The following is a 23,252-nucleotide window of genomic DNA, read 5'->3' as shown; positions in this document are numbered from 1 at the left end:
GTCCCCGGCGGGGCAGCGGCAGGTGGCCCGGCACCAGGGCGGGGGAGAGCGCGACCCCGGCGTCCCGCAGCGCGTCGACCAGCGTGGTCTGCACGAGGTAGGAATCCGGCAACTGCCAGCGGGCCTGTTCCGGCGCCACCGCCCAGCGGACCTGCCCCTCCGGCAGTCGGGTGGGCGGTGCGGGCACCCACGAACCGGGGCCGTGCCGCACCACCTGCAGGCAGTGCTCCAGCTCGGGCCGCAGCGGATCACCCGGCCTTACCAGGAACATCCAGCCTCCCGTCGGCGTGACCAGGACCGGTCCGCGTACGCCAGGTCCGACGGGATGGGCCCGGACCGCCTCCAGGATCCGCTGGCCCAGGTGGGCGGGCACCTCCAGCACGTCGAAGGCGCGGCCGGTGGGCAGCAGTACGCCGTGCGGGCGGGACCGCCACCAGGTGGCCACCCGGGCCGGGTCGGCGCTGGCGGCGTGCTCCCAGTCCTCCAGCGCGGGATGGCAGCCGACGGTCGGGCAGCCGGCCCGGCCACAGACGAATCGACTTCGCGCCAGGCAGGCGCCGGGAGTCACCTCCCAGCCGTGCATCGCGTACCGCACCGCGACCCGACGTAGCCGTACCCGCTCCAACGGCGACAGCGGTGCCACACGCGGCCCGACGTACCCCCACATTGACGCAATCTCCCCTCGCCGGACCGCTCGCTGCGGCTCGCATGTCGAACACCGTCACTGCCCCGGCTCACGATCGTTCATTTGGGCAAAGTGGCCGATGCAACTTGCACGAAGGTAGGAGGGTCGGCCATCCGTCGGACGCACAACCTGTGCGACCAGCGAAAACACGATATGCGGACGGGTAAGCGCACCCGCGGAACGGCTGGCGGCACCTGGCCGGAACGCCAGCAGGGGAGGACTTGCGAGATGGACGAACTGCCCATCGGACGGCGGGTGGCCTACTGGCGGGGCCGGCGGAAGATGTCGCAGCAGGTCTTCGCCGACCGGTTGGGCAAGTCGAAGAGCTGGGTGGACAAGGTCGAGCGCGGGGTGCGTCGGCTGGACAAGTTCTCCGTGCTCTACGAGATCGCCGACATCCTTCAGCTCGACGTCCAACTGCTGCTCGGCAAGGACCCGGAACGCCGCACCGACACGCCCAACTGCATCGAACAGTTCGAGGTCGAGGAGATCCGGGCGGCCCTGGAGACGTACGACGCGGTGAGCGCGTACTTCCACGCGGCACCGTGCCCGCCGCCGCTGGCGGACACGAGCAAGGCGGTCACCCACGCCTGGCTGACCTACCAGTACGGCCGCTACGGCATGCTCACCCGGGCCCTGCCCAAGCTGCTGCGCGACGCCCAGGCGGCCGACGCCGCGTACGCCAGCGGCGACCAGGCGCAGCGCGCCGCCCACCTGCTCGGGCAGGTCTACCAGATCGCCTCCTCGGTGCTGCGCAAGCTCGGCGAGTCCGAGCTGGCCTGGCTCGCCGCCGACCGCTCCATCGCGGTCGCCCAACGCGCCGACGACCAGTTGCTCGCCGGGGTCGCCACCACCCGGGTCTCCAATGCCCTGGTGGCGATGGGCCGCGCCCGGCCGGCGCTGGAGCTGAACGTCAACATCGCCAACCGGCTCGCCCCCGGCGGCGGCAACGACACCAGCCCGGAACGCCTCTCGGTCTACGGGATGCTGCTGTTGCAGGGCGCCATGGCCGCCTCCCGCATCGGTGACACCGCAAGCGTCGACGACCTGCTCGGCGAGGCATACGAGGCGGCGCGGGAGCTGGGCGGCGACCAGAACCACTACTGGACCTCGTTCGGGCCGACGAACGTGGAGCTGCACCGGGCGGCCGCCGCCGTCGAGCTGGGCGACGGTGGACGGGCGGTCGAGGTGCACCAGCGGATCAAACCGCCACAGTTCGACGCGCTGCTGCCCGAACGCCGCGCCCACCACCTGCTCGACCTGGCCCGGGGCTACGCCCAGATCGGCGACGTGGCGAACGCCGGCGAGATGCTGCTGCGCGGAGACCGGCTGGCCCCGGCCGAGATCCGCTGCCGGCCGATCGCCCATGTGGTGATGTCAGACGTGCTACGTCGCACACGTGGTGCGCCGCCTTCGCTGATCGCGGAGTTGGCTGAGCACATGGGAGTAGGAGTATGACCACGGGGCCGGTCTGATGACCGGTTCGCACCGCCACGACGAGCACCGGGAAGTGCTCTACATCATCGCCTGCGGTTCACCGTTGGCCCGAGACGTCGGTCGGCTCGTCGAGCTGGCCCAGCAGGACGGATGGGATGTCTGCGTGGTCACCACGCCGGACGGCGCCAAGTTCGTCGACCGCAGCGCGCTGGCCCGCCAGACCGGCCATCCGGTACGTACGCACTACAAGAACCCCGGTGATCCGGACGTGCTGCCGCCGGCCGACGCCATGATCGTCTGCCCGGCCACGGTCAACACGCTCAACAAGTGGGCGGCCGGCATCACCGACACCCTCGCCCTCGGCCTGCTGGTGGAGGCGCAGGGCCGCGGCGTACCCCTGGTCGCCGTGCCGTACACGAACATCGCGATGGCCGCCCACCCCGCCTTCCTGGCCGGCATCGCCCGACTCGCCGAGTGGGGGGTGCAGGTGCTCTTCGGTGACGACGTCGTCCCGCTGCACCCGCCCGGCACCGGCGAACGACACCAGCGCACCTTCCCCTGGCACACCGCCCTCACCGCCCTCCACGACGGATGCAAGGAAGGGCCCCCTGTTAACGCCTCACGTGGTGAAAGGGTCCCCTCTTAACACGGCACGGCGCACCTCGGCGTCAGGCGTCCCGCAGGATGCCCGAACGCCGGGGTGCTCCGCGTCGGCACGGTGACGTCCCGTGGCGGCACCGACGCCGGTAAGCTGGCCCGCCGTGAGCACAACCGCAGCCGTGCCGACGGTCGCCGACGTCGTCGCCGAGCTGGAGCGGCACTATCCGCCCACCTGGGCCGAGGAATGGGATCGGGTCGGGCTGGTGCTGGGCGAGCCGTGCGCGGCCGTGCACCGGGTCCTCTGCGTCGTCGACGTGGTCCCCGAAACGGTCGCGGAAGCGCTCGCCGCCGACGTCGACATGATCATCGCCCATCACCCGCTGCTGCTGCGTGGCGTCTCCTCGGTGGCCCCGACGACGTACAAAGGTCGGATCATCCACCAGCTGATCAAGGCGGACATCGCGCTCTACGTCGCGCACACCAACGCCGACGTGGCGGTCCCCGGGGTCTCCGACGCGCTCGCCACCCGGCTCGGACTGGTCGACCTGCGCCCGCTGAAACCGGCCACGCCGGGCACACCCGCCGCCGGCGAAGGCCGGGGCGCCGGCCGCATCGGCCGGCTGCCCCAACCGATGTCCCTGGCCGAGCTGGCCCGGCACGCCGCCACCGTGCTGCCGGCCACGGCCGTCGGCGTACGCGCCGCCGGAGACCCGAACCGGACCGTGTACACCCTCGCGGTCTGCGGTGGCGCGGGCGACAGCTTCCTGGCCGACGCGACCGCCGCCGGGGTGGACGCGTACCTCACCGCCGACCTGCGCCACCACCCGGCCGGCGAACATCTCGCCACCAACGGGCCGGCACTGCTCGACGCCACCCACTGGGCCACCGAGCGGCCCTGGCTGGACGACCTCGCCACGATGCTGCGCGCGTCCGGCGTCGAGACCCTGGTGTCCGACCTGGACACCGACCCGTGGACCGTGCACGCCGCCGCACCAGCGGCGGACCAAGCCGGCCACGGACCGACCCCGCCCCAGACGAAGCCCGACGGCGGACCAACCCCGACGGCGGACGAACCCCCTAGCGGACGACAAGGAGCCCGACCGTGAAGGCTGACCCCAAGGTTCAACGTCGCCTGCTGGACCTTCAGGCGATCGACACCGCCCTCGCCCAACTCGCCCACCGCCGGCGCTCGCTGCCCGAACGGGCCGAGCTGGAAGCCCTGGCGCGGGAGCTGTCCGCCCTGGAAGACGAGCGGGTCCGGGCCCAGGTGGCCGTCGACGACCTGGACCGGGACATCGCCCGGCTGGAAAAGGACATCGACCAGGTACGGACCCGCAAGACCAAGGACGAGGACCGGCTCGCCGCCGGCGTCGGCCCGGCCCGCGAACTGGAGGCGCTGCAACACGAACTGGCCTCGCTCAACCGCCGGCAGAGCGACCTTGAGGACGCCGAACTGGAGGTGATGGAGCAGCGGGAAACCGCCCAGTCCGTGCTGGACGGGGTGGAGCAGCGGCTGGTCGAGGCGCGCGAACGGCGGGCCGTCACCGAGCAGCGACGCGACGAGAGCCTCTCGGAGATCACCCGCGAGGAGGAGTTCAAACGCTCCGCCCGGCAGCCCCTCGCCAACGACCTCCCCGCCGACCTGGTGCAGCTCTACGAACGGATCCGCACCGACACCGGCCTCGGCGCGGCGCTGCTGACCGCCGGCCGGTGCGGCGGGTGCCGGCTGGAACTCTCCGGCGCCGACCTGGCCCGGATCCGCAAGGCCGACCCGGACGAGGTGGTCCGCTGCGAGGAGTGCCGCCGGATCATGGTCCGCACCAACGAGTCCGGGCTGTAGCGGTGGCACCCCGTACCGTCCTTGTCGAGGCCGACGGCGGCGCCCGGGGCAACCCGGGCCCGGCCGGCTACGGCGCCGTGGTCCGCGATTCGGCCACCGGCGCGGTGCTCGCCGAACGCAGCGAAGCCATCGGCACCGCCACCAACAACGTCGCCGAGTACCGCGGCCTGATCGCCGGCCTGACCGCCGCCGCCGAACTCGGCGCCGACGAGGTGCAGGTGAAAATGGACTCCAAGCTGGTGGTCGAGCAGATGTCCGGCCGCTGGCAGATCAAACACCCCGGACTGCGCCCGCTGGCCGCCGAAGCCGCCCGGCTGGTCGGCCGCTTCACCGCCGTACGTTTCGAGTGGATCCCCCGCGACCGCAACACCCACGCCGACGCCCTCGCCAACGCGGCCATGGACGCCGCCGCAGCAGCCGGCGTAGCCACCGCTGACGTCGCATCGCCCCGCCTGGTCGAGCCACCGCGCAACCTCAGCGGCCCGCAGCCCGCCGGCGGCGGCGCGGCGCGGGTCGCCGCCCACGCCGAGTCGCCCGGCGCCGACCTGACCAACGCCCCGGTCTCCTGGGAGCCGCGCCCCAGCTTCACCGCGACCCGGCTCATCCTGGTCCGGCACGGCGAAACCGAATACACCGAGCAGGGCCGCTACTCCGGGCGCGGCGACATCGCGCTCTCGCCGAAGGGCCAAGACCAGGTGCGGGCCACCGCCACCCGGGTGGCCACCCTCGCCCCCGACGCCGCGGCCGTGATCAGCTCACCGTTGACCAGATGTACGGCCACCGCGGCGGCGATCGCCGGCGCGCTCGGCGACGTGCCGGTACGCCGCGACGACGACCTGATCGAATGCGACTTCGGCGCCTGGGAAGGACGCACCTTCGCCGACGTACGCGAACACTGGGCCGGCGAACTCGACGCCTGGCTCGCCTCACCCCGGGTCGCCCCGCCCGACGGCGAATCCTTCGCCGAAGTCGCCACCCGCTGCGCGCGGGTGATCGAGCGGGTCTGCACGGCGTACCCCGGGCAGACCGTCATCCTGGTCTCCCACGTCTCGCCGATCAAGCTGATGCTGCGCGACGCCCTCGCCGCCACCGACGCCTTCCTGCACCGCCTCTACCTCGACGCCGCCGGCATCTCGGTCTTCGACCGCTGGCCCGACGGCGGCCTAGCCGTCCGCACCGTCAACGACACCGCCCACCTGTAAGCAGGGGCGCCCTATTAACGCCTCGTGTATAGGAAGGGCCCCCTATTAACAACACGCCGCCGGCGGCAGCGCCGGTGCGCGCAACATCGGGGCGGCGGCAGCGCCGGTGCGCGCAACATCAGGGAAGATGCTGCCTCCCGCGCACCCGGAGGCAGCATCTTCCCCGAAACTGCGCGACCCTCGGCGGGCGCGGGGCGGAAATTGAGGACGCTGGGGCGTCGCTAGGATGGGGTGCGACGGACGAGTCGACCGGGCGGTCGCGTCGGTGGGCGGCAGCCCGCCGCCGAGGAACGTCCGGACTCCACAGGGCAGGGTGGTTGCTAACGGCAACCCGGGGCGACCCGCGGGACAGTGCCACAGAAAACAGACCGCCGCCCCAAACTGGGACGGTAAGGGTGAAACGGTGGGGTAAGAGCCCACCAGCACCCCGGGTGACCGGGGTGGCTCGGTAAACCCCACCCGGAGCAAGGCCAAGTAAGGCCGTCACCGCAAGCTGACGGCCTGCGCAGACGCTTGAGGGCGGCCCGCCCGATGTCTGCGGGTAGGCCGCAAGAGCCTGTCGGCGACGGCAGGCCGAGATGGATGACCGCCGCCGGCGCAAACCCCTCAGGGGTACGCGCCGCGCACAGAATCCGGCGTACAGGTCGACTCGTCCGTCGCCCACCAGCTCAGAGCCACGATCAAGGCTCTGAGCTGGTTCTGTGTTCGGGCGTCGATGGTCGTTCATGGTCAACTTTGGCCGACGTTTGACGCCCTGCGGACGCCCTGACGCCCTGGAGACGCCCTGAGCGCGGGCTTAGTTGACCTTGCCTCGGGTCGGGCGGGCTGCGCGGCCGTGGCCCCTCTGAGTGTGGGGTCCGGAGCGGGGCCGGCGGTTGCGAGGGAGGGCCGGGCACGTCTTGGCGGTGGAGCTGGCGCCGCGACCCGGTGACTCAGTGGCAAGCCAGTCCCGGGGTTGGACTGGCGCGGCAGCCGGAAGCCCTGACCACTCGACCAGGCAGACCTCGCCGCTTCCGTCACGGCCTCGCTGGCTGGTTTACGAGTGTGGTGGGGGCGGTGTCCCGGCGGCTGTCGGTGGCTCACCGCCCCGGCGCCGTAGGCGGCGCCGGGGCGGCTTGCCGCCGGCCGGGCTTGCCGCCCCGCACCGCGCGGAGCGCGGTGCCTTGATCCAGAACAGAGCAAATCGGCAATGGTGCGGGTTAAGTCGGGTGAATTCCGTTGGGAGCACGCGGTTTAGCAAGGGAGTTGCGCTCGACGCGGTAAGGGCTTCCTACCAGGACATTCGCCGGGTATCCCGCAACGTCGGCCTCGATCATTCCGCGCATCTTCCGGATCTTGCCTGCTGGGTCGGACCTATGGGACGCGTGGCAGCGGGCATTACGTGTGCTTCCCCCATGGTCTCCCGACTAGCGACTAACGCGCCGACCACGACACCTCAGTCGCGCGCCTTCGTCCTGTCCGAGCCGTCGCGTACCCTGGCTTCGGATTCAGGGGGGACACAGTGGTCAATGAGAGCAGCGTGTGGACCAAAGCTGGTCTGGCTGCCACGCCTCGACAGCGAACAGCCGACAAGACGACGGATTCGGCCGAGAGTAATAAGTCTTCCAAGACGGGCACTACGACCGTCCGAGACTTTGTTAAGCAAATCCGCCGCAGAGCCATCATTGCGGACGCTGTGGGCGTGGCTGTTTGGACGTACATCGTCGTCAAGCTGTTCGTGTTCGACGTCGATCGGTATCTCGCCGCCCAGCTCGGAGCGACCGCGCTTCGCATCGTCGATTTTCGCTTACTCGTCTTCTTGGGCTTCCTGGCATTAACACTATTGTTGATGCGTCGCAAGCGAACGCTTTGGTTGCTCTATGTTGCCTTCTTCCCCGTCGTGGTTCTCCTATTTCACTTTCCGTGGATGCTCCAGAGATCGGGCAGCTGGCTGCCCGGCATCGCCGTAGCCAACATCTTTTACAGCCTCAAGCAGAACTTCCGCCGTAGCTTTGCCATTCGGGTTGTAGAGCTATCCGCAATGGTCCTCATCTTGACAACACCCAGCACGGCTATAATGTACGCCTTTGCGGCTGCCATCGCGGTCGCCCTGGCACGCACTTACTTGCGCACCATCCGGGGAGCCTTGAAGCCCCTCAGGTTCCTTCAAGGGCAGGTAGCCTGGGTCGGAAAATTCCTGAAGTCGCCATCCGTACTGGGCTGGGCGTCATTGCCGGCAGAACTGAAGCGAAGCAGAGCGAGGCGATTCAACGAAGCCCAGCTTCAAAAGTTCACTCAATCGTTAGGTAATGCGCTATTGGCGGTTAAGACCGCCAATTTCTACGCTTACCAGCTTGAGCGATACAGGAGAAGCAGTTTTCCCTTTGTGTTAAGTTTTGCCTCTTTCGGCGCGCTCTACCTCTACTCCATCTTCGCTCTGACGTTCATAAACCTAGCAATTTACAAGGCTGACGCGTCGCAGTTTGCAGCAGAAGCTGTGCCATCCTTTCTAACCTTTGTTCACTACTCTCTTTCGGGCCTCTTCGTCAACGGGATTGATAGCCTGTCACCGCACGGCACGTTGGCTTTGGCCATGCAAATACTTGCAGGCGTGCTTGGCCCGCTGCTTCTTATGACGCTGACCCTCACGGCCATCGTTAGCTTTAAGCAGGTCCGTGAGGGGGAGGCGTTGGAGGGAGCCCTCGCTGATATCAAGGAGAGCGCTCGCAACCTTAATGGATGGCTGACGGAGGAGTATGAGGTTCCACCTGGCGAGGCACTACGACGCCTACAGCAGATGGGGGCAGCTACAGCGGGTTTGGTAGCGCTCCTTGCCTCCCGCATTCCGGGCGACTTCGATGATTACTTTGACGTGGACTGAGCCGGGCTCCACCGACCACTACTTCAACCTCCGTGGCTCGGCTGTCACGGGAACGTGGATGTGGACCGTGCGCCGGCAGACCACACCGGACCCCGGTGGTCTCATCGACAAAGGCGCCCAGGACAAACGCGCCCGGACGGTGCCACTCATCGAAGAGGTCCGACTGATCGTTGCTAACTGCCCGAACGCCGTGTGACACGCAGCGGGCACGATGGCGAGTCGCGGCCCTCGACCAGTACCTCTTGCGGGAGGCCTCTATCCTGACTCTGACCGTCCGGCTGGACACTGGGGAGTTGTCTTGCCTACCTTCGAAGTTGAGGTCATCTCTGACCCGATCAGGCTTGTGCCCAACAACGGCTTCGACTTTAGTTCTCCCTGGCTGAGGGAGTCGCCGCGCTATGATACGCGACTGGTAAAGCCGGCGGTTCTTTTCGCTGATCATGTCAATTTGGTTAGCTCTAGATCCACAGTACATCACTTCATTGGCATGCATGGTTGGCGCATTCTTAATATGCCCATGCGTCAGATGAACGCGTTCCTTAAGCTGTCAATCGAACGCAATTCGGTGGACCTGGAGACTCTTGGCCTCACCTCAGGCGATCTGGCTAGCGCGGAAGAGGCAAATGCCGTCAACGACGCTATGGGGCGATGCGACACTAACGAAGAATTTCGTCACATATTGTCGACTGTTGCTATCCCGTTTTTCGAACGACATCTAGATCAGTCTTCCAAGATGGTCGAAGCATTCCGGCGACTATGGCGTGGTAGGCACGAAATGCTAATTGCCCCCGATCTAATCCCTGCGATCGATCGAAAAGTGCTGACAGTGCAAGGGTGGGTCGAAGACCTTCCGCCACAGGAGCGCATGTTCCTAGCGAACGAGGAGTTCCTGGAAGAAAGCTTTGCTGGGATGCTGGAGAGGCTGCAAGACCCGCGTAGGGTTGCCCTCATGGACCCCAGCCTTGCGGTGTCAGGGCCGGACGTGATTTACGAGACCACCCCCACGCCTGCATTCCTAGGAAATGCTGTTGTTTCTCGAATTCCGGGCCTCGATGACCTTCCAATGATCGAGGTCTTGGATCTACGAGCGGACTTAAAGGATTATCTGCCGCATTTCCGCAGCGAGATGGTCAATTTGTCGCAGGATGTTGTGCAGATGACCTCGGGCCAAGATATAGCAGCCGAGGTGGATCTCCGATGGCATCGGGATATTGCGCCTGCGATGGAAGAGATCCGAAGGGAAGTGGCGGCAGCAAGGTACCCGAGGAAGTTAATTGATGCTCTCACATCGGATCCGGCCACCATTGCTTCGGGAGTGGGGGCGCTGACGATAGCTGCTGGCGGCCTGGCGATTGGTCTAAGCGCCTTGCTGCCAGCAGTCGCCGCAGCGGCTTACCCGCTCCTTAAGGCAAAAGCCCTGCGAAATCAAGGGCTAGAGAAAGCGCAAACGAACAAGCTGTTTTTCTTGTATGCCTTACAAGACCGCTTATCGGCGGGTAACTGAAATTGGCGATGCCGCCACATCGGTGTCTCATCACTGTCTGCCGTCGACCCGCCCTGCTGGCGAGCGGGCCTCTGCCCAGCCCGCCACGACAAGCGGACCTTGACGGCTCGTGCGGACGCTCGATGAAGTATTGAAGCTTGCGCCGTTATTGGCCGGTGTTGTGTAGGTGATAGGCCCTGATTACTTTTTTGACCTGCTCTCCCTGCCGAATGACATTCTCCCGCTCAATCAGCGTTGTTCCGATCTCTACCTGGAACAGTGTTGCTAGGCGTGCATCTGCTGACATCACTCGCTGACTGGCTTCCGCCTCGTCCGGCGGGTTATCCGTTTGCGGGGTGGCGTATGTGCCCCTGCCATGCTCAGTGGTGGCAAATCCTTCCTCGCGCAGGACGGCTATTGCCTTGCGGATCGTGCCGCGGGCTGCCCGAAACTCAGCGGTAAGAACGTTTTCGGCTGGCAGCAGCGCACCGGGTGGAATGGCGCCACTTTCGATGCGCTCTCGTAGTTGATCGGCGATGGCCCGATAGCGGGGCTGTCCGTAGTGCGGGGTGGGCACCTGGTCACCGTACCTGGCACTTGTCTTACCAAGTGCCAACCGGAAGCATCGTTTTGATGTGTAGACAAGTCGTCCACTTGTAGGTACGTTTCCGAGTGTGCGGCTGGGATGACGGCGTGTATCAGGGGTGGTGCTGCGTCGGCCTGGTCGTGCGTGAGGCGCGGCGTCCTGGTGGGCCGGTGGCGGTGGCCGCGCGTACAAGGTGGCTCGGCGATACCCGACCCGTCCGGTGTCGGACGGTGCGCCGTGCCCTCTGTCGGGCCGGCGGCCGATTGGTCCCCCTGGTCGGTCGCCGGCTCCCTACGTGTGGAGGTGCGATGCCTGGCTCTCATCGTCGACGTTCCTGGTTCTCGTCCTGGCGCTCACGCCGACGGCCAAACCGAATCGCCCCGGCGGCAGCCAGCAGCCGTAACGAGGTTCATCCCGCCACTACGTCCCGCAATTCGTCGCGCTGGGCGGCGGAGTGGACGCGGGAGTTGCCGGCGCTGCGGCAGCCGCCCTTCATGACCCTCGGGCAGGCGTACCGGGGCAACGGTGGACGGTGGCCGAAGTGAGTGCGCCGCGCCGGCCGATGAGGCCGCCTGTGCATCCGGACTGGTGCGCGTCGGATCGGTGCGGGCATCTGGTCCCGCCGGTGATGTCGCACATGCCTCGGCGTCACCGGGGCGCGTCACTGAAGGTCGGTGACGCTTGGGCGTCCGGATCGGTCGTGTCGTACCTGGTCGGGTCCGACGGCCAGGAGCCGAGAGTCATGCTGCACGTGTCCTGCCGGATTGGCGGTCCCTGGGCGGAACTGCCGCTGCCTCAGATCAGGCAGTTGGTGGAGCAACTGCGGTCGCTGCTGACCCAGGCCGTACCTCAAGGGGGCGAGCATGGCGGCGACTGACGAGCCCACCGGCAGGCGACCGAATAAGGCGGCCAAGGACTCCGACTGCCCCGACTGGTGCCGTGGCTGCGGGCCGAATGATCCGATACACCGGGGGCTGCTCGCCACGGTGGGCACCGAGCGCAGCGGCTGGGTGAGTGTGCAACTGCTCCTGGACCGGTTCCGCCGCCGCGACCCGGTCGTCAAGGTCGACGCGACCCGTTCCGGCGGGACGGAATCCGTGCTGCTGTCGCGGGTGCAGCTCGACCGGCTGATCTACGAACTGACCTACGCCCGCTGGCGAGTGATGACTAAGGGACGACCGTTGGAGGGCAACTATGACCACGACTGACCGCCGCAACTCCCGCCGTACGCCTGCGGTGTCTCGTCGGCGTGGGCCGGTGGTGGAAGTGCCGGCGGTGCCGGAGCGGCCGGCGGGTGGGACCACCTGGCAGTCGTTGGAACGTCTAGGGGGTACGGTGACCGGTGTGCATGGCCGGGACTGGCGCCCTCGTTACCTGCAACTCGCTGAAGAGTTGCGGGTCAAAATCACGAGCGGGGAACTCGCCCCGGGCACGCTGATGCCGTCCGAGACGGAGTTGGCCGACACGTCCGGTCTGTCGCGCACGAGTGTCCGCAACGCCATCCGCCAGCTGCGCGAATGGGGCTTGGTCCGCGCGGAGCAGGGGCGCGGCACCTACGTGCGGGCACCTCGCCAGCGGGTACGGCGTCGTAACGCGGAGCGGTACCAGTGGGAGAAGGATCGGGTCCTGCTCGACCAGGACGAGCGGCTCAAGACCGGCGCGACCGAGCATGACACCGGCCTGACGGTTGATGACCTCAAGTTCCACGCCGAGTACACCCGCGTGGAAGCTGACGCGGACATGGCGGCAGCGCTGCAGGTGGAGCGGGGTACGCCGTTGCTGCGGCGGGTCTACTGGACGTCATCGCGGCACGAGAACGCGCCGTTGACCATGTCGTACTCGTACCTTCCCTATGACCTGGTGGCCGCGAACCCGGACCTGCTCGACGCCAGCAACGAGCCATGGCCCGGCGGCTCACAGCACCAGCTCTACACGATCGGCGTCGAGCTGGACCGCATCGAGGAGGAGGTGCGGGCGCGTCCGCCGTCGCCGGATGAGGCCGAACTCCTTGACATCGACCCCGGCGTCTCCGTGCTCACCGTGCGCAAGACCTCCATCGACACCACGGGCCGGGTCGTCGAGGTGGCGGACGTGGTGATGCCGGGGGACCGGTCCGAGCTTGTGTACTCCCACAAACTGCAACGGTGGAAAACTTGACGCATCTCGTCTCGGTCATCACCCCCGTCCACGCGCCCAGCATCGAATACCTGGCGGGCGCGTACGACTCGTTGGTCAAGCAGGACATGCCCGACGGGTGGGACTGGCAGTGGCTCGTCCAAGAGGACGGGCAGACTGGCTCGTTCAACGGGGTTTTGCCGGACGACCCTCGCATCAGCATCGGCGGCGGTCGTCCCGGCGGCCCGGGTGTTGCCCGCACCCTTGCTCTCTCCCGCGTCTCTGGCGACCTGGTCAAGGTGCTTGACGCGGACGACCAACTCACGGCCGGTGCGCTCGCCCGGGACATCGCCGCCTTCGAGACTCACGCGCATATCGGTTGGACGACCTCGCGCGTCCTGGACCTGATGCCCGACGGGTCAACCGTCGGATGGGACAAAGACCCGGACGGCGGACCCATCAGCCGCGGTGCAGTCCTGGCCTTCTGGCAAGCCAACGGCTACCGCGCCCAGGTTCACCCCGCCACCCTCTGCATCCGCCGAGATTTGCTCCTGGCCCTCGGCGGCTGGATGGCGCTTCCGGCCTCCGAGGACACCGGCCTACTCCTAGCCGCGAGCGCGGTCAGCGAAGGCTACTTCACCCGCGAACACGGCCTGCTCTACCGCAAGTGGCCCGGCCAGGTCACCAGCCAAGCCGCCCACCGCGAACCCATCGAGTACAAAGGCCGCATGAAAATCATCGAGGCCAGAGCTGAAGCCCTGGCCTCGATGCTCCCGAACGGGCTGCCGGTCACTCCTGCGGCATAGCCTCATGCCCCGGTATCCCACGGGCGCCTCTCGGGCCTAACGCTCGATCTGCTGGAAGCCGCTGGCCGTCAAACTCCTTCAGGATCTGGAAGCAGCGACCTTCTAGGACGTCTCGGCCGAGCAACTCCCGCTTCCCGGTCGGCGACCTCATCGTGTCCTGCCTGACATCGCGTAGCTCGGCTACACGGTCAAGTTGAGGTCCGTTCGACACGCTGCTGAGCGACGTCCAGTTGACCAGTTGCCCGGTGGATCGTGTCCAGGGCCTCGCGCCGCTCACCAAGAGCCTTCACGGTGTCGTCGTCGAGGTCATGCGAATGCGGGTTCTGCTCACAAATTGAGGTTGTTGACTTGCGTTGGGGCTTTACATCCGTCTCCCGAGGCTGGAGGGGGGTGCATACGCAAAATCTTTCAGTATCCAGTGAGGTGGTGGATTCTTTGTTGCGGCGCGCCGACAAAAGGCACGTCTACTGGCAGTGAAATGCTGATCAGATTGACCCTGCGCGTTGGATTGTGTTTTACCGTGTCGGCCTTACGCTGGCCCATGCGGAAAAGCTGCCCGCAAGTTGTGGCCGGTTCTTGACGCGTGATCAATAAGTGAAAATCTATCAGTTCCTTCGAGGTGGAGGCTATGCCAGGAGACAAATTCAAAGGCAGCGGCAGTCGCGGTGTAGGGAGGCACCGGAAGCCGAAACATGGCTGGTCATGGTGGCGCTGGGGTGCCGAGGTTTGCCGGACTTCGCTGCATCTTGCTTCGCTTGTCGCGCACCTGACTGGCTGGGAGTGAGCCCGCCTTAGCGAGCCCACTCCTCTACCGCTGAAGGTCCCCGCCCAATGCCGCAAGCCGAGGGCGGGGCCTTCCCCTGTCGGCTTCTGCCGGCAGTTCATGTGTGTTAGTTGCAGCTTGGGGTCTTAGGGTCTGGTCTGGGCTGAACTTTACAAACTAAACCTTCGGATTTGAACCGGCATAACCCGCGCCATGCCGGTTCGATAAATGGAACCATAGTTGATAGGCGTATTGGCTACCAAGCTTGGTTGCAAACTCCGCCCGGCGTGTTGCGTTAGGGACCTAGCGCATCTTGTTGCCTGACGTGTGGATGATCCACTCGTTCGGGAAGCTTGTTGACTTGTCTGCCAAGTGCCGTCTACCTTGGACCTCGCAACTTGGCAGACAAGTCAACAAGTTGGAGGGTGAGCGATGGCTCTGCGTGGCGGTACGAGGTTCGCCGTGCGGTTCGAGGACGTGTTCCCGGCGGGGTGCGCGTTGGTGCCCGAGTCTCTGGGTGAGGTCGAGGACTACGACGAGAAGACGGGCCGGCGGTCCCCGGCCAAGGACAAGCTGACTGGCCAGCGGGTGTGGCAGGTCCGGGTGATGGACCTTGACCCTGAGCTGGGCAAGCGATCGCGGGAAACCACGGTGAAGATCTCGGCTGACTACCAGCCGGTGCCGCCGACGGGTGCGCCGTTCGAGGCGGTGGAGTTCGACGGCATGACCGTGACGCCGTACGTGGCGAACAACGGTCGGATGGCGTACTCGCTGCGGGCGACCGGGCTGCGGGCTCCGGTGGTCGGCGGCAAGAAGGCGGCGGCGTAGCCGTATCAGGTGGGGGCGGGGCTGTCTGGTCTTGGCGGACGGCAGCCCCGCCCCCTGGTGTCTCTTCCCCTGCTCTGTCGAGAGAGGTCGTGACGTGTCCAAGGGTAGGCGTCGGGCTGGCCGTGGCTGGCCCAGGTGTGTCGTGTGTCGGCGGGGTGCCTGATGTTCGGGCGGCCTCGCGGTGAAGTGGTGATGACCTCGGCCGGTGATCTGGTGGTGTTCCGGCCGAAGCGGTTCGCGCTGCCCATGTGGGCGGTGCTGCTCGGCCTGGTGCTGCGCTGGTCCGGCCGGGCCATCTGGTGGTGCCTGCGGCATCCGGTGGCCACCGGCTCGGCGGTGGTGGCGCTGTGGCTGTTCGTCGAGTTCGGCTGGTCCGGTCTGGTGGTGCCGCTGGTGCTCGCGTCGACGGCCTCGGCGGTGTGGCGCTGGCGGGACGAGTCGTCCTGGTGGACCTGGCTGGCGGGTCCGCTGCTCGGCTCGTTCCGCCGGGTGTTCGTCTACCGGCGGGTGTGGCGGGAGGCCATGACGCTGTGCCGGCTCGCCGACACGTACGACCATCGGCCGGTCCTGCCGCAACTGCTGCGGGTGCGTTCGGATCAGGCGCTCGACGTGCTGACCGTCCGCATGGTCCGGGGCCAGACACCGGAGCAGTTCCAGGCGGTCAGCGCCAACCTGGCGTACGCCTTCGGCCGGCGACACGTCCGGGTCTACTCGGAACGTCCCGGCGACCCACCGACCCGCACCGGCCACGCGGCCTGGCTGCTGCGGTTCGTCGATCGGGTGCGGTACCGGGATCGGCCGACGCTGGTCTACCTGGCGGTGGTGCGTACCGATGCGCTGCGCACGGTGGTCCCGCCGTTCGACGTGCCGGCGGTGCCGGACTTCACCGCGCTGCCCCTGGCCCGGCGGGAAGACCTGCGGCCCTGGTCGCTGCACCTCCTCGCCACGCATGTCCTCGTTGGCGGGGCGACCCGCTCGGGCAAGGGGTCGGTGTTGTGGTCGCTGGTGCGGGTCCTCGGCGGTGGGATCGAGTCCGGCCTGGTCCGGCTGTGGGTGATCGACCCCAAGGGCGGGATGGAGTTCGCGCTCGGCCGTCCGATGTTCGCCCGGTTCGTCTGCAAGTCCTTCGAGGCCATGGCCGATCTCCTCGACGAGGCCGTCACGGTGCTGCGAGAGCGGCAGACCCGCCTTGCCGGCACGGTGCGGGTGCACACCCCGACTGAGGCTGACCCCCTGGTCGTGGTCGTCGTCGACGAGATGGCCGCGCTGACCGCGTACCTGCAAGATGTCGAGCTGCGTAAGCGCATCGCCTCGTCGCTGGGGTTGCTGCTGTCCCAAGGGGCCGGCGTCGGCGTCCTGGTGGTGGCCGCGTTGCAGGATCCGCGTAAGGACGTGCTGCCGTTCCGGGACCTGTTCCCGACCCGCATCGCGCTCGGCCTCACTGAGGCGTCGCAGGTCGACATGGTCCTTGGCGACGGTGCCCGCGCCCGGGGAGCGCTGGCTGACCAGATGCCCCGGTGGGCCAAGGGCGTCGGGTACGTGATCCTCGACGGCACCCCCGACCCGATGCGGGTCCGCTTTTCGTACGTCTCCGACGACGACATCCGCGCCATGGCCCGCCAGTACCCGGCGCCTGCTCATGCGGCGGACATCCTCGCCCAGGTCGGCCGGGAAACCGCCCCCGAACCGGCCCGACCTCCGCTGCCGCGCAAGCCATCCGGGCCGCTGCTGCCCGAATCGCTGCGCAACCTGCTCGACCGCGACACCGGGGGTGAGGGCCGATGACTGCGCCTGCTCGCCGCTTCTACCGGCTGCGTACCCCCGATCCGGTCACCGCCGTCTCCGTGCGCGTCGACCCCGACCGGCCCGACCCGTACCCGGTCTATCTCGCCGTCGGTGCGGGCCGGCGACGGATGTCCCTGACTCCGGACGAGGCATGGGCGTTGTGGCGCTGCCTCTCCGAAGCGGTGGCCTCGCTCGGCACCCCTCCCGACTACATCCGCACCGACATCCGACCGGCCCGGAGGTAACCGCCGTGAACACCCTCACCCGCGTCATCAACCGGCTCCGGCGTCCGCTGCGTATCCGGCTCGTCGGCCCTGCTCACCAGACCGCCGCCGCACTGTACGGCGTGGCGCAGATGGTCGACCGCCGCGACGACATGAACGGTCGGCGGATCCGCATCGACCTGACCATCCGCGAAAAGCCGTTGGAGGAGTGGCGATGACCGCGCGCACCGAATCCGCGGTACGCCTGGTGATCCTGCTCGCCATCGGCACCATGGCCGGCGCTGCCGCCTTCACCCACGTACATGACCTGTCCGTTGCCCATGGTCAACCGCACTGGATCGGCTGGGCCAACGCCGTAGCCGTCGAACTGATGGCGATATACCTCGGTCTGGAACTACGCGCCCGCCGCCGCGCCGGCCGCCCCGTGGGCCTGGTCGCCTCGCTCCTGGTGGCGTTCGCGCTGCTCTCCCTCGCCGCCCAGGTCGCCGGAGCCGAACCGTCCGTGTGGGGCTGGATCGTGGCGGCCGTGCCGTCGCTGGCCTTCCTCGCCCTGGTCAAGGTCGTTCTCTCCAACGCTCCGGTCACCCCGCCGGCCGTCAAGCCGCAGCAACCGACCTTGCACCGGACCGAGGAACCCGCATCGGCCACCGCCCCCGAACCGGTCCGCCTGACCGAGCCTGCTGCGCCGGCTGTCCCGGTTCCGCCGGCTGTCGTCTCGGCTCCGGCGGCGGTGCTGCCTCCGCGTGGTGTCGTCCAGCCCAACCGGCCGCACGTCGTCGGGATCATCCGATGACCGCTGCCACCCTGCCCGGCCTCGAATCCGCCCCGACCCCGGCTGCCACTCCTCGGCCGGGGTCGCGGGCGGCCCGCATGGCACTACCCCGCTCCGTCGACGTCCTCAAAGAGATCGCCGCCGAGTACGGCGTCTGCGTCCGCCCCCTGGCCATGCGCCGCACCGACCTGAACACCGGCCTGACCGAGATCATCGACCTGCCCTGCGGCGCAACCCGCGAAGACAAGTGCAGCCCGTGCGCGAAGAAAAACCGCCGGCTGCGGCAGGCACAGATCCGCGAAGGCTGGCACCGCGACGACGAACCGCTACCGCCACCGGAACCCGCGACCGAGGAACAACAGGCGCTGATCCTGATGCGCGGTCACCTGGAGTTCTCCCGCGACGAGGCATCCCGCGCAAGCCAATGGGACCAGGTCGAAGACCTCGACGAGGCAATCCGCGAAGTAGAAGAGGCCATCGCGGCCGAAGGACTCCGGGGCAGAGTCGCCCCGCCACATGCGACCGGCGACGACGACCAGGCCGACGACGACACCGGCCCGCGCCGCAAGCGCTCCACCCGCCGCCGCCAAGACGCCCCCGACCTGCCTCGGCGCAAGGTCGAGCGCCGCACCGTCGGCAAGACCTACACCGCCCCCGACGGCACCACCTACCGCCCGTCGATGTGGCTGACCCTCACCCTCGACTCGTACGGCCCGGTCCGCCCCGACGGCACCCCCCTCAACCCCGACAGGTACGACTACCGTCGCGCCGCCTGGGACGCGGTCCACTTCCCTCGACTACTCGACCGGTTCTGGCAGAACCTGCGCCGCTGCGAAGGCTGGAACGTCCAGTACGCCGGCTGCGTCGAGCCCCAACGGCGTCTTGCCCCACACGCTCACTTCGCCATCCGGGGAACCATCCCGCGTGACGTGCTCCGCACCGTGGCGGCAGCCACCTACCACCAGGTGTGGTGGCCCGCCGTGGATGTTCAGCGGTACACCCTCGACCGGCTTCCCGTGTGGGACGAGCACGCTTCCGCATGGGTCGACCCGGGCACCCTTGCGCCGCTGACCACCTGGACGGAAGCCCTCGACGCCATCGACGCTGACCCCGACGCGGAACCGGTGCACGTCGTGCGCTTCGGCTCCCAGGTCGACGCACGCGGCGTCATGCCCGGCACCGACGACGCCGAACGAACCATCCGCTACGTCACCAAATACATCACCAAGCACACCGGCGACGTCCACAAGGCGGCCACCGACCGGCAACTCAAACACCTCGACCGGCTCTGGCAGGAACTCCAGATCATCCCCTGCACCGACCGCTGCGCGAACTGGCTGCTCTACGGCATCCAACCCAAGCGAGCGAACGCCAAGCTCAAGCCGGGCCGCTGCAAGGGCAAAGTCCACCAGCGCGACACCCTCGGCATCGGCGGCCGGCGCATCCTCATCTCCCGCGACTGGTCCGGCAAGACCCTGAGCGACCACAAACACGACGTACGGGCCTGGGTGCGTGCCCTGCTCGGCGTCACCGTCGGCCTGGAGGGCGTCGACGACCAGGGCGCCACCGTCGAACCGGTCCGCCACGCCTGGGAACTCGCCCGCCCCGACGATCCCGACGTTGGCCCGATGGCCCACCGGCTGCTGCGGGCCATCGGCGAACGTGCCCGCTGGCGCTCCGAACTCCTAGCCGCCAAGGATCGCGCCGCGCAGCTCCCCGACACCGCATCGACGACGGGAACGGACGGCACGACGGGGGAGGGGCAGTAATGGCGGGAAACGACGGGCTCTGGACGATCCGGGACGTGGCAGCGTACCTGCGGGTACCGACCGAGACGCTCTACCGCTGGCGCAAGGTCAAGTACGGTCCGCCGGCGGCTCGGGTCGGTCGTCACCTGCGGTACGAGCCGGAAGCGGTCCGGTCCTGGGTACGCGAGCAGGCGGCGGCCTGATGGGACACGTAGAGGATCGCTGGTACAAGACGCTGCGTCACTCGGGCGGGCGACGGGAGCGGGTCAAGACGGAACTGTTCGGCAAGGGACTGCGCTACCGGGTTCGCTACATCGGCCCGGACGGCAAGGAACGCAAGAAGTCGTTCCCGGACCGTGCCAAGCGAGAGGCTGAGGCGTTCCTCGTCTCCACCGAGTCGGACAAGCTCCGGGGGTCCTACGTCGACCCGAAAGCCGGCCGGATCACCTTCGGGGAGTACGCCGAGAACTGGCTACGGACCCGCTCGTTCGACGAGTCGACCAGGGAGAGCACCGAGTTCCGGGTACGCAAGCATCTGCTGCCGTTCTTCGGCGCTGAGCACCTGGCGTCGATCAAGCCGGGCCACATCCGGGAGTGGGACGCGCGCCTGGTCGGCAAGCTGGCCCCGGCGACGCGGGCTGTGGTCTTCGCCCACCTGCGGACCATCCTCGGCGCGGCCGTCGACGACGAGCGGATTGCCAAGAATCCGTGTTCGGCAAAGTCGGTCAAGCCGCCGCGACCGGTGCAACGCCGGGTAGTGCCATGGCGGTACGACCAGGTTTCGGCAATCCGCGGTGGCCTCGCCCAGCGATACCGCCCCATGGTCGACCTGGGGGCCGGCTGCGGTCTGCGGCAGGGGGAGATCCTCGGCCTCGGGGTCGACGACATCGACTTTGACGGCGGCTGGGTGCACGTCTGCCGTCAGGTCAAACTCGTCCGCTCCCGGCTCGTCTTCGGCCTGCCCAAGAATGACCGCGACCGTCGGATACCGCTGCCCGACTCCGTCGCCCTGGTGTTGCGGCAGCACATCGACGACTTCGCCCCGGTGTCGCTCACCCTGCCGTGGGAGGACCCGGCCACCGACGAGCGGGTCACGGTCCCGCTGCTGTTCACCACCACCCGACGCGGTGCGATCAACCGACGCACCTTCGACAACAAGAGTTGGCGTCCCGCCGTCGTGGCGGCCGGCATCACGCCGACCCGCTTCACCGGGATGCACGCGCTACGCCACTTCTACGCCTCGTCGCTGCTCGACGCAGGGGAGAGCATCAAGGCCCTCGCCTCCTACCTCGGCCACGCCGACCCCGGCTTCACCCTCCGCGTCTACACCCACCTGATGCCGGCCAGCGAGGAACGCACCCGCAACGCCATCGATAATCTGTTTCGAGGCGATAGGTGGAGGTAACGTGGCGATCGATGCCATCGTCCCGACTGCAAGCGGGTGGGCGAGCGCTGGAGACTTGGTGATTGGTGACGAGGTCTTCGATGAACGGGGTCGCATCGCCAGAGTGAGGCGCGCGTCCCTTGTGGAGGAGGGCGAGCCCCGATACCGCTTAGTTTTTCGCGATGGGACGGCAATCATCGCCAGCGCCTCTCAAGTGTGGCCGCTACGTGAGTTTTCAGGTGGTTATGCAGACCGTTCGGTGACTACGGCGGACGTCTTTTCGGCCGGTATCACTTTCGAGAGGCGCCTGACGTCAGGTAAGACGAAGGCGTCTCGGGGTGGTGTGGCACGTTGGCGGACTCTTGCAACCCCGGCCCTGAGTGTCGATGATTGTCCGCTCCCGTTGTCGCCATATCTGCTTGGTTACTGGCTGGGTGACGGTGACAGCGATGGACCTCGAATCACCGTATCCGAGGATGATCTCCCTGATCTGGAGCGTCAGCTCGATCTAGAGGGCACCCGGATTATCTCCCGGCAGAGGACTCACGGGAGAACTTTCAGGGTGAGGTTCGATTTGGGCGGCTATGCCACCGGCGTTCGAGCGCTTCGTGAGCTGGGCGTGTTGGGGAATAAGCACATCCCTTGCACTGTCTTTCGGGCGTCTCGGAGACAGCGATTGGAAATTCTGCAGGGGTTGGTCGACAGTGACGGATACATTGAGAATCGGACGAACCGCGTGGAAATTTGCTTCACCGCGGCGCGCTTGGCGCAAGACACGGTCCAACTGATCAGGACCCTCGGGCTATACCCCCGGATGAACTCAGTGGATGCGGTTCTCAAGGGGCGGCGAGTCGGTATTCGGCATAGGATCAACTTCACTGCATATCAGGACGATGCTGTGTCTCGCCTTCCTCGAAAACTCGGGCGGCTAAGTGCCAAGGGTCTGATCGCCCCATACTCCCGGATTCGGACGATCGTTGGCGTCGCCCTTGTTGACCCAGGGCCAGCCTTTGGTATCGAGGTGGATTCTCCGAGCGGGCTTTATCTGGCCGGCGAAGGGATGATCCCTGTCGGACCAACGTCTACACGAGGTTGAGCGGCCTCGGTCCGGGTGCGAGTTCGGGGTTCAGGTTGCGTGCGACGCCCTGGCGACGCCCTGAGGCGCCAGGCGGTCAGCAAATCGCCTGCTCAGGGCACGAACGAACTTCATAATCCGGCGTACAGGTCGACTCGTCCGTCGCCCACCAGCTCAGAGCCTCGATCAAGGCTCTGAGCTGGTCCTATGTCTGGCGTCAATGGTCGCTCATGGTCAACATTGGGCGGCGTTTGACGGCCCACCGACGGCCCAGGAGTGCACCAGTTGATCTCGTCTGCGGCGGCGGCTTGGTGGGCTCGGTGGCGGCCTGGTCCTCGTCGACGGCGGGCGACAGTGGGAGTGGACCGGGCACGTCCTGGCGGTGGAGCTGGCCGCGACCCGGTGACACGGTGGCAAGCCAGTCCCGGGGTTGGACTGGCGCGGCAGACGGAAGCCCCAACCTCGACGGCGGCCGACGTGCGGCTTCCGTACCGCCGTGCATCTACTGCATTCAGCGCAGGAAGGCCCGTTCGTCAATGCTCTGGTCTGGTTCAGTCAAGAAGATGTCGACGGGCACGGGACCGTGGGCAATGTTCAGCGTGTCCGAGCGGTAGAGCCAATTTCCGGTGCAGTGGTGGGTGAAGCGGTAGTTGATCTGCCAACGCAGCCATTGGCCCCGGGTGAGGCGTAAGGCTGGCGGGCGGCGGTGCCGGCGGGGCATGCCCCAGGCCGTCGGGATCAGCTCGACGCGGACTTGGTCCTCGATGTAGCGGAGTTGGACGGCATCCCAGGAAGGTACGCCGTCGTGTAGGGAGATGACTGGTTCGAAGCCGTCGTGCTCGTGCATGGCGACTTCGTGCGTGAGAGGTGCTTGGGGCCGCGGCACCGTGAACGCCGTAGGCAGGGCGTTGCGGCGGGCTGCGTGGTGGCCTCCGCGCGACTGCTTGGTCCAGGAGACACGGACCCACTGAGCGACGACGTCCACCCAGTGGATGCTCCAGGCTTCCCGGCCACCTGGCAATCCGATACCGCACCTGCCTCGGGGCGGTGTCCCGGCGG

22 protein-coding genes, 1 other RNA gene and 1 pseudogene are annotated in these 23,252 nt (G+C 67.3%); 21 read left to right on the top strand and 3 right to left on the bottom strand.

The window, feature by feature from the left end:
• Positions 1–667, bottom strand: a 667-nt coding sequence (locus C1I93_RS03900; RefSeq protein ID WP_111241824.1) for a bifunctional DNA primase/polymerase, incomplete at its 3' end; no start/stop codon positions are given.
• Between the two features lie 246 nt (positions 668–913).
• Between C1I93_RS03900 and C1I93_RS03895 the strand changes: the two genes are divergently transcribed.
• From C1I93_RS03895 to C1I93_RS31130, 9 genes and pseudogenes are all read left to right on the top strand, one after another.
• The gene (locus C1I93_RS03895) at positions 914–2,143 is read left to right on the top strand and encodes a helix-turn-helix domain-containing protein (protein ID WP_111241817.1); all 1,230 of its coding nucleotides are present in this window, start codon (positions 914–916) and stop codon (positions 2,141–2,143) included.
• 16 nt (positions 2,144–2,159) lie between these two features.
• A complete protein-coding gene (locus C1I93_RS03890; protein ID WP_111241816.1) occupies positions 2,160–2,768 on the top strand; it encodes a flavoprotein in 609 nt (202 codons plus the stop codon).
• Positions 2,769–2,883: 115 nt separating this feature from the next.
• The gene (locus C1I93_RS03885) at positions 2,884–3,828 is read left to right on the top strand and encodes a Nif3-like dinuclear metal center hexameric protein (protein ID WP_111241815.1); all 945 of its coding nucleotides are present in this window, start codon (positions 2,884–2,886) and stop codon (positions 3,826–3,828) included.
• Positions 3,825–4,562 (top strand): zinc ribbon domain-containing protein, encoded by a 738-nt coding sequence (locus tag C1I93_RS03880; RefSeq protein WP_111241814.1) that lies wholly within the window; start codon positions 3,825–3,827, stop codon positions 4,560–4,562. The genes C1I93_RS03885 and C1I93_RS03880 overlap by 4 nt, the downstream gene beginning before the upstream one ends.
• Positions 4,563–4,564: 2 nt before the next feature.
• A complete protein-coding gene (locus C1I93_RS03875; protein WP_111241813.1) occupies positions 4,565–5,764 on the top strand; it encodes a bifunctional RNase H/acid phosphatase in 1,200 nt (399 codons plus the stop codon).
• Positions 5,765–6,005: 241 nt separating this feature from the next.
• An RNA gene (rnpB, locus tag C1I93_RS03870) (RNase P RNA component class A) lies at positions 6,006–6,420 on the top strand.
• A gap of 845 nt (positions 6,421–7,265) precedes the next feature.
• Positions 7,266–8,624, top strand: a complete 1,359-nt coding sequence (locus C1I93_RS03865; protein WP_146603423.1) for a hypothetical protein — start codon at positions 7,266–7,268, stop codon at positions 8,622–8,624.
• A gap of 52 nt (positions 8,625–8,676) precedes the next feature.
• Positions 8,677–8,817: pseudogene (locus tag C1I93_RS32885) on the top strand (site-specific integrase); the annotation flags it as partial.
• Between the two features lie 105 nt (positions 8,818–8,922).
• Entirely contained in the window at positions 8,923–10,128 is a 1,206-nt protein-coding gene (locus C1I93_RS31130; RefSeq protein WP_146603422.1) for a hypothetical protein, read from the top strand.
• A 145-nt stretch (positions 10,129–10,273) separates the two neighbouring features.
• Here the strand turns inward: C1I93_RS31130 and C1I93_RS31360 are convergent, their stop codons facing one another.
• A complete protein-coding gene (locus tag C1I93_RS31360) occupies positions 10,274–10,684 on the bottom strand; it encodes a GntR family transcriptional regulator (RefSeq protein WP_181445001.1) in 411 nt (136 codons plus the stop codon).
• An 872-nt stretch (positions 10,685–11,556) separates the two neighbouring features.
• Here C1I93_RS31360 and C1I93_RS32240 point away from each other — a divergent pair.
• From C1I93_RS32240 to C1I93_RS33035, 12 genes are all read left to right on the top strand, one after another.
• Positions 11,557–11,901: a hypothetical protein gene (locus C1I93_RS32240; protein ID WP_223256338.1), complete on the top strand. Its 345-nt coding sequence runs from the start codon at positions 11,557–11,559 to the stop codon at positions 11,899–11,901.
• The gene (locus C1I93_RS03840) at positions 11,888–12,850 is read left to right on the top strand and encodes a GntR family transcriptional regulator (protein WP_223256339.1); all 963 of its coding nucleotides are present in this window, start codon (positions 11,888–11,890) and stop codon (positions 12,848–12,850) included. The genes C1I93_RS32240 and C1I93_RS03840 overlap by 14 nt, the downstream gene beginning before the upstream one ends.
• Positions 12,838–13,614, top strand: coding sequence for a glycosyltransferase (locus C1I93_RS03835; protein ID WP_223256340.1), 777 nt, complete (start codon positions 12,838–12,840; stop codon positions 13,612–13,614). Before C1I93_RS03840 ends, C1I93_RS03835 begins: the two co-directional genes overlap by 13 nt.
• A 1,195-nt stretch (positions 13,615–14,809) precedes the next feature.
• On the top strand, positions 14,810–15,205 hold the full coding sequence (locus tag C1I93_RS03830; protein ID WP_111241809.1) for a transcriptional regulator: 396 nt from the start codon (positions 14,810–14,812) through the stop codon (positions 15,203–15,205).
• A gap of 192 nt (positions 15,206–15,397) precedes the next feature.
• Positions 15,398–16,990 (top strand): FtsK/SpoIIIE domain-containing protein, encoded by a 1,593-nt coding sequence (locus tag C1I93_RS03825; protein WP_111241821.1) that lies wholly within the window; start codon positions 15,398–15,400, stop codon positions 16,988–16,990.
• On the top strand, positions 16,987–17,235 hold the full coding sequence (locus tag C1I93_RS03820) for a hypothetical protein (RefSeq protein WP_111241808.1): 249 nt from the start codon (positions 16,987–16,989) through the stop codon (positions 17,233–17,235). The genes C1I93_RS03825 and C1I93_RS03820 overlap by 4 nt, the downstream gene beginning before the upstream one ends.
• 5 nt (positions 17,236–17,240) lie before the next feature.
• On the top strand, positions 17,241–17,432 hold the full coding sequence (locus C1I93_RS03815; RefSeq protein ID WP_111241807.1) for a hypothetical protein: 192 nt from the start codon (positions 17,241–17,243) through the stop codon (positions 17,430–17,432).
• The gene (locus C1I93_RS03810; RefSeq protein WP_111241820.1) at positions 17,429–18,007 is read left to right on the top strand and encodes a DUF2637 domain-containing protein; all 579 of its coding nucleotides are present in this window, start codon (positions 17,429–17,431) and stop codon (positions 18,005–18,007) included. Before C1I93_RS03815 ends, C1I93_RS03810 begins: the two co-directional genes overlap by 4 nt.
• Positions 18,004–19,755 (top strand): replication initiator, encoded by a 1,752-nt coding sequence (locus C1I93_RS03805; protein WP_111241806.1) that lies wholly within the window; start codon positions 18,004–18,006, stop codon positions 19,753–19,755. The genes C1I93_RS03810 and C1I93_RS03805 overlap by 4 nt, the downstream gene beginning before the upstream one ends.
• The gene (locus tag C1I93_RS03800; protein ID WP_111241805.1) at positions 19,755–19,937 is read left to right on the top strand and encodes a helix-turn-helix domain-containing protein; all 183 of its coding nucleotides are present in this window, start codon (positions 19,755–19,757) and stop codon (positions 19,935–19,937) included. The genes C1I93_RS03805 and C1I93_RS03800 overlap by 1 nt, the downstream gene beginning before the upstream one ends.
• Positions 19,937–21,139 (top strand): tyrosine-type recombinase/integrase, encoded by a 1,203-nt coding sequence (locus tag C1I93_RS03795; protein ID WP_111241804.1) that lies wholly within the window; start codon positions 19,937–19,939, stop codon positions 21,137–21,139. The genes C1I93_RS03800 and C1I93_RS03795 overlap by 1 nt, the downstream gene beginning before the upstream one ends.
• Before the next feature lies 1 nt (position 21,140).
• Complete coding sequence (locus C1I93_RS33035; RefSeq protein WP_181445000.1) at positions 21,141–22,214, top strand: LAGLIDADG family homing endonuclease; 1,074 nt, start codon at positions 21,141–21,143, stop codon at positions 22,212–22,214.
• A 490-nt stretch (positions 22,215–22,704) separates the two neighbouring features.
• Here C1I93_RS33035 and C1I93_RS03780 read toward each other — a convergent pair whose 3' ends face one another.
• Positions 22,705–23,178 (bottom strand): hypothetical protein, encoded by a 474-nt coding sequence (locus C1I93_RS03780; RefSeq protein ID WP_111241802.1) that lies wholly within the window; start codon positions 23,176–23,178, stop codon positions 22,705–22,707.
• Positions 23,179–23,252 lie beyond the last annotated feature (74 nt).

Origin of the sequence: Micromonospora endophytica (assembly GCF_003236305.1) — a bacterium.
GTDB classification, from domain to species: Bacteria; Actinomycetota; Actinomycetes; order Mycobacteriales; family Micromonosporaceae; genus Micromonospora; species Micromonospora endophytica.
Note: the sequence above shows the minus strand (reverse complement) of the source record. Positions and strands in the feature narration are given on the sequence as shown.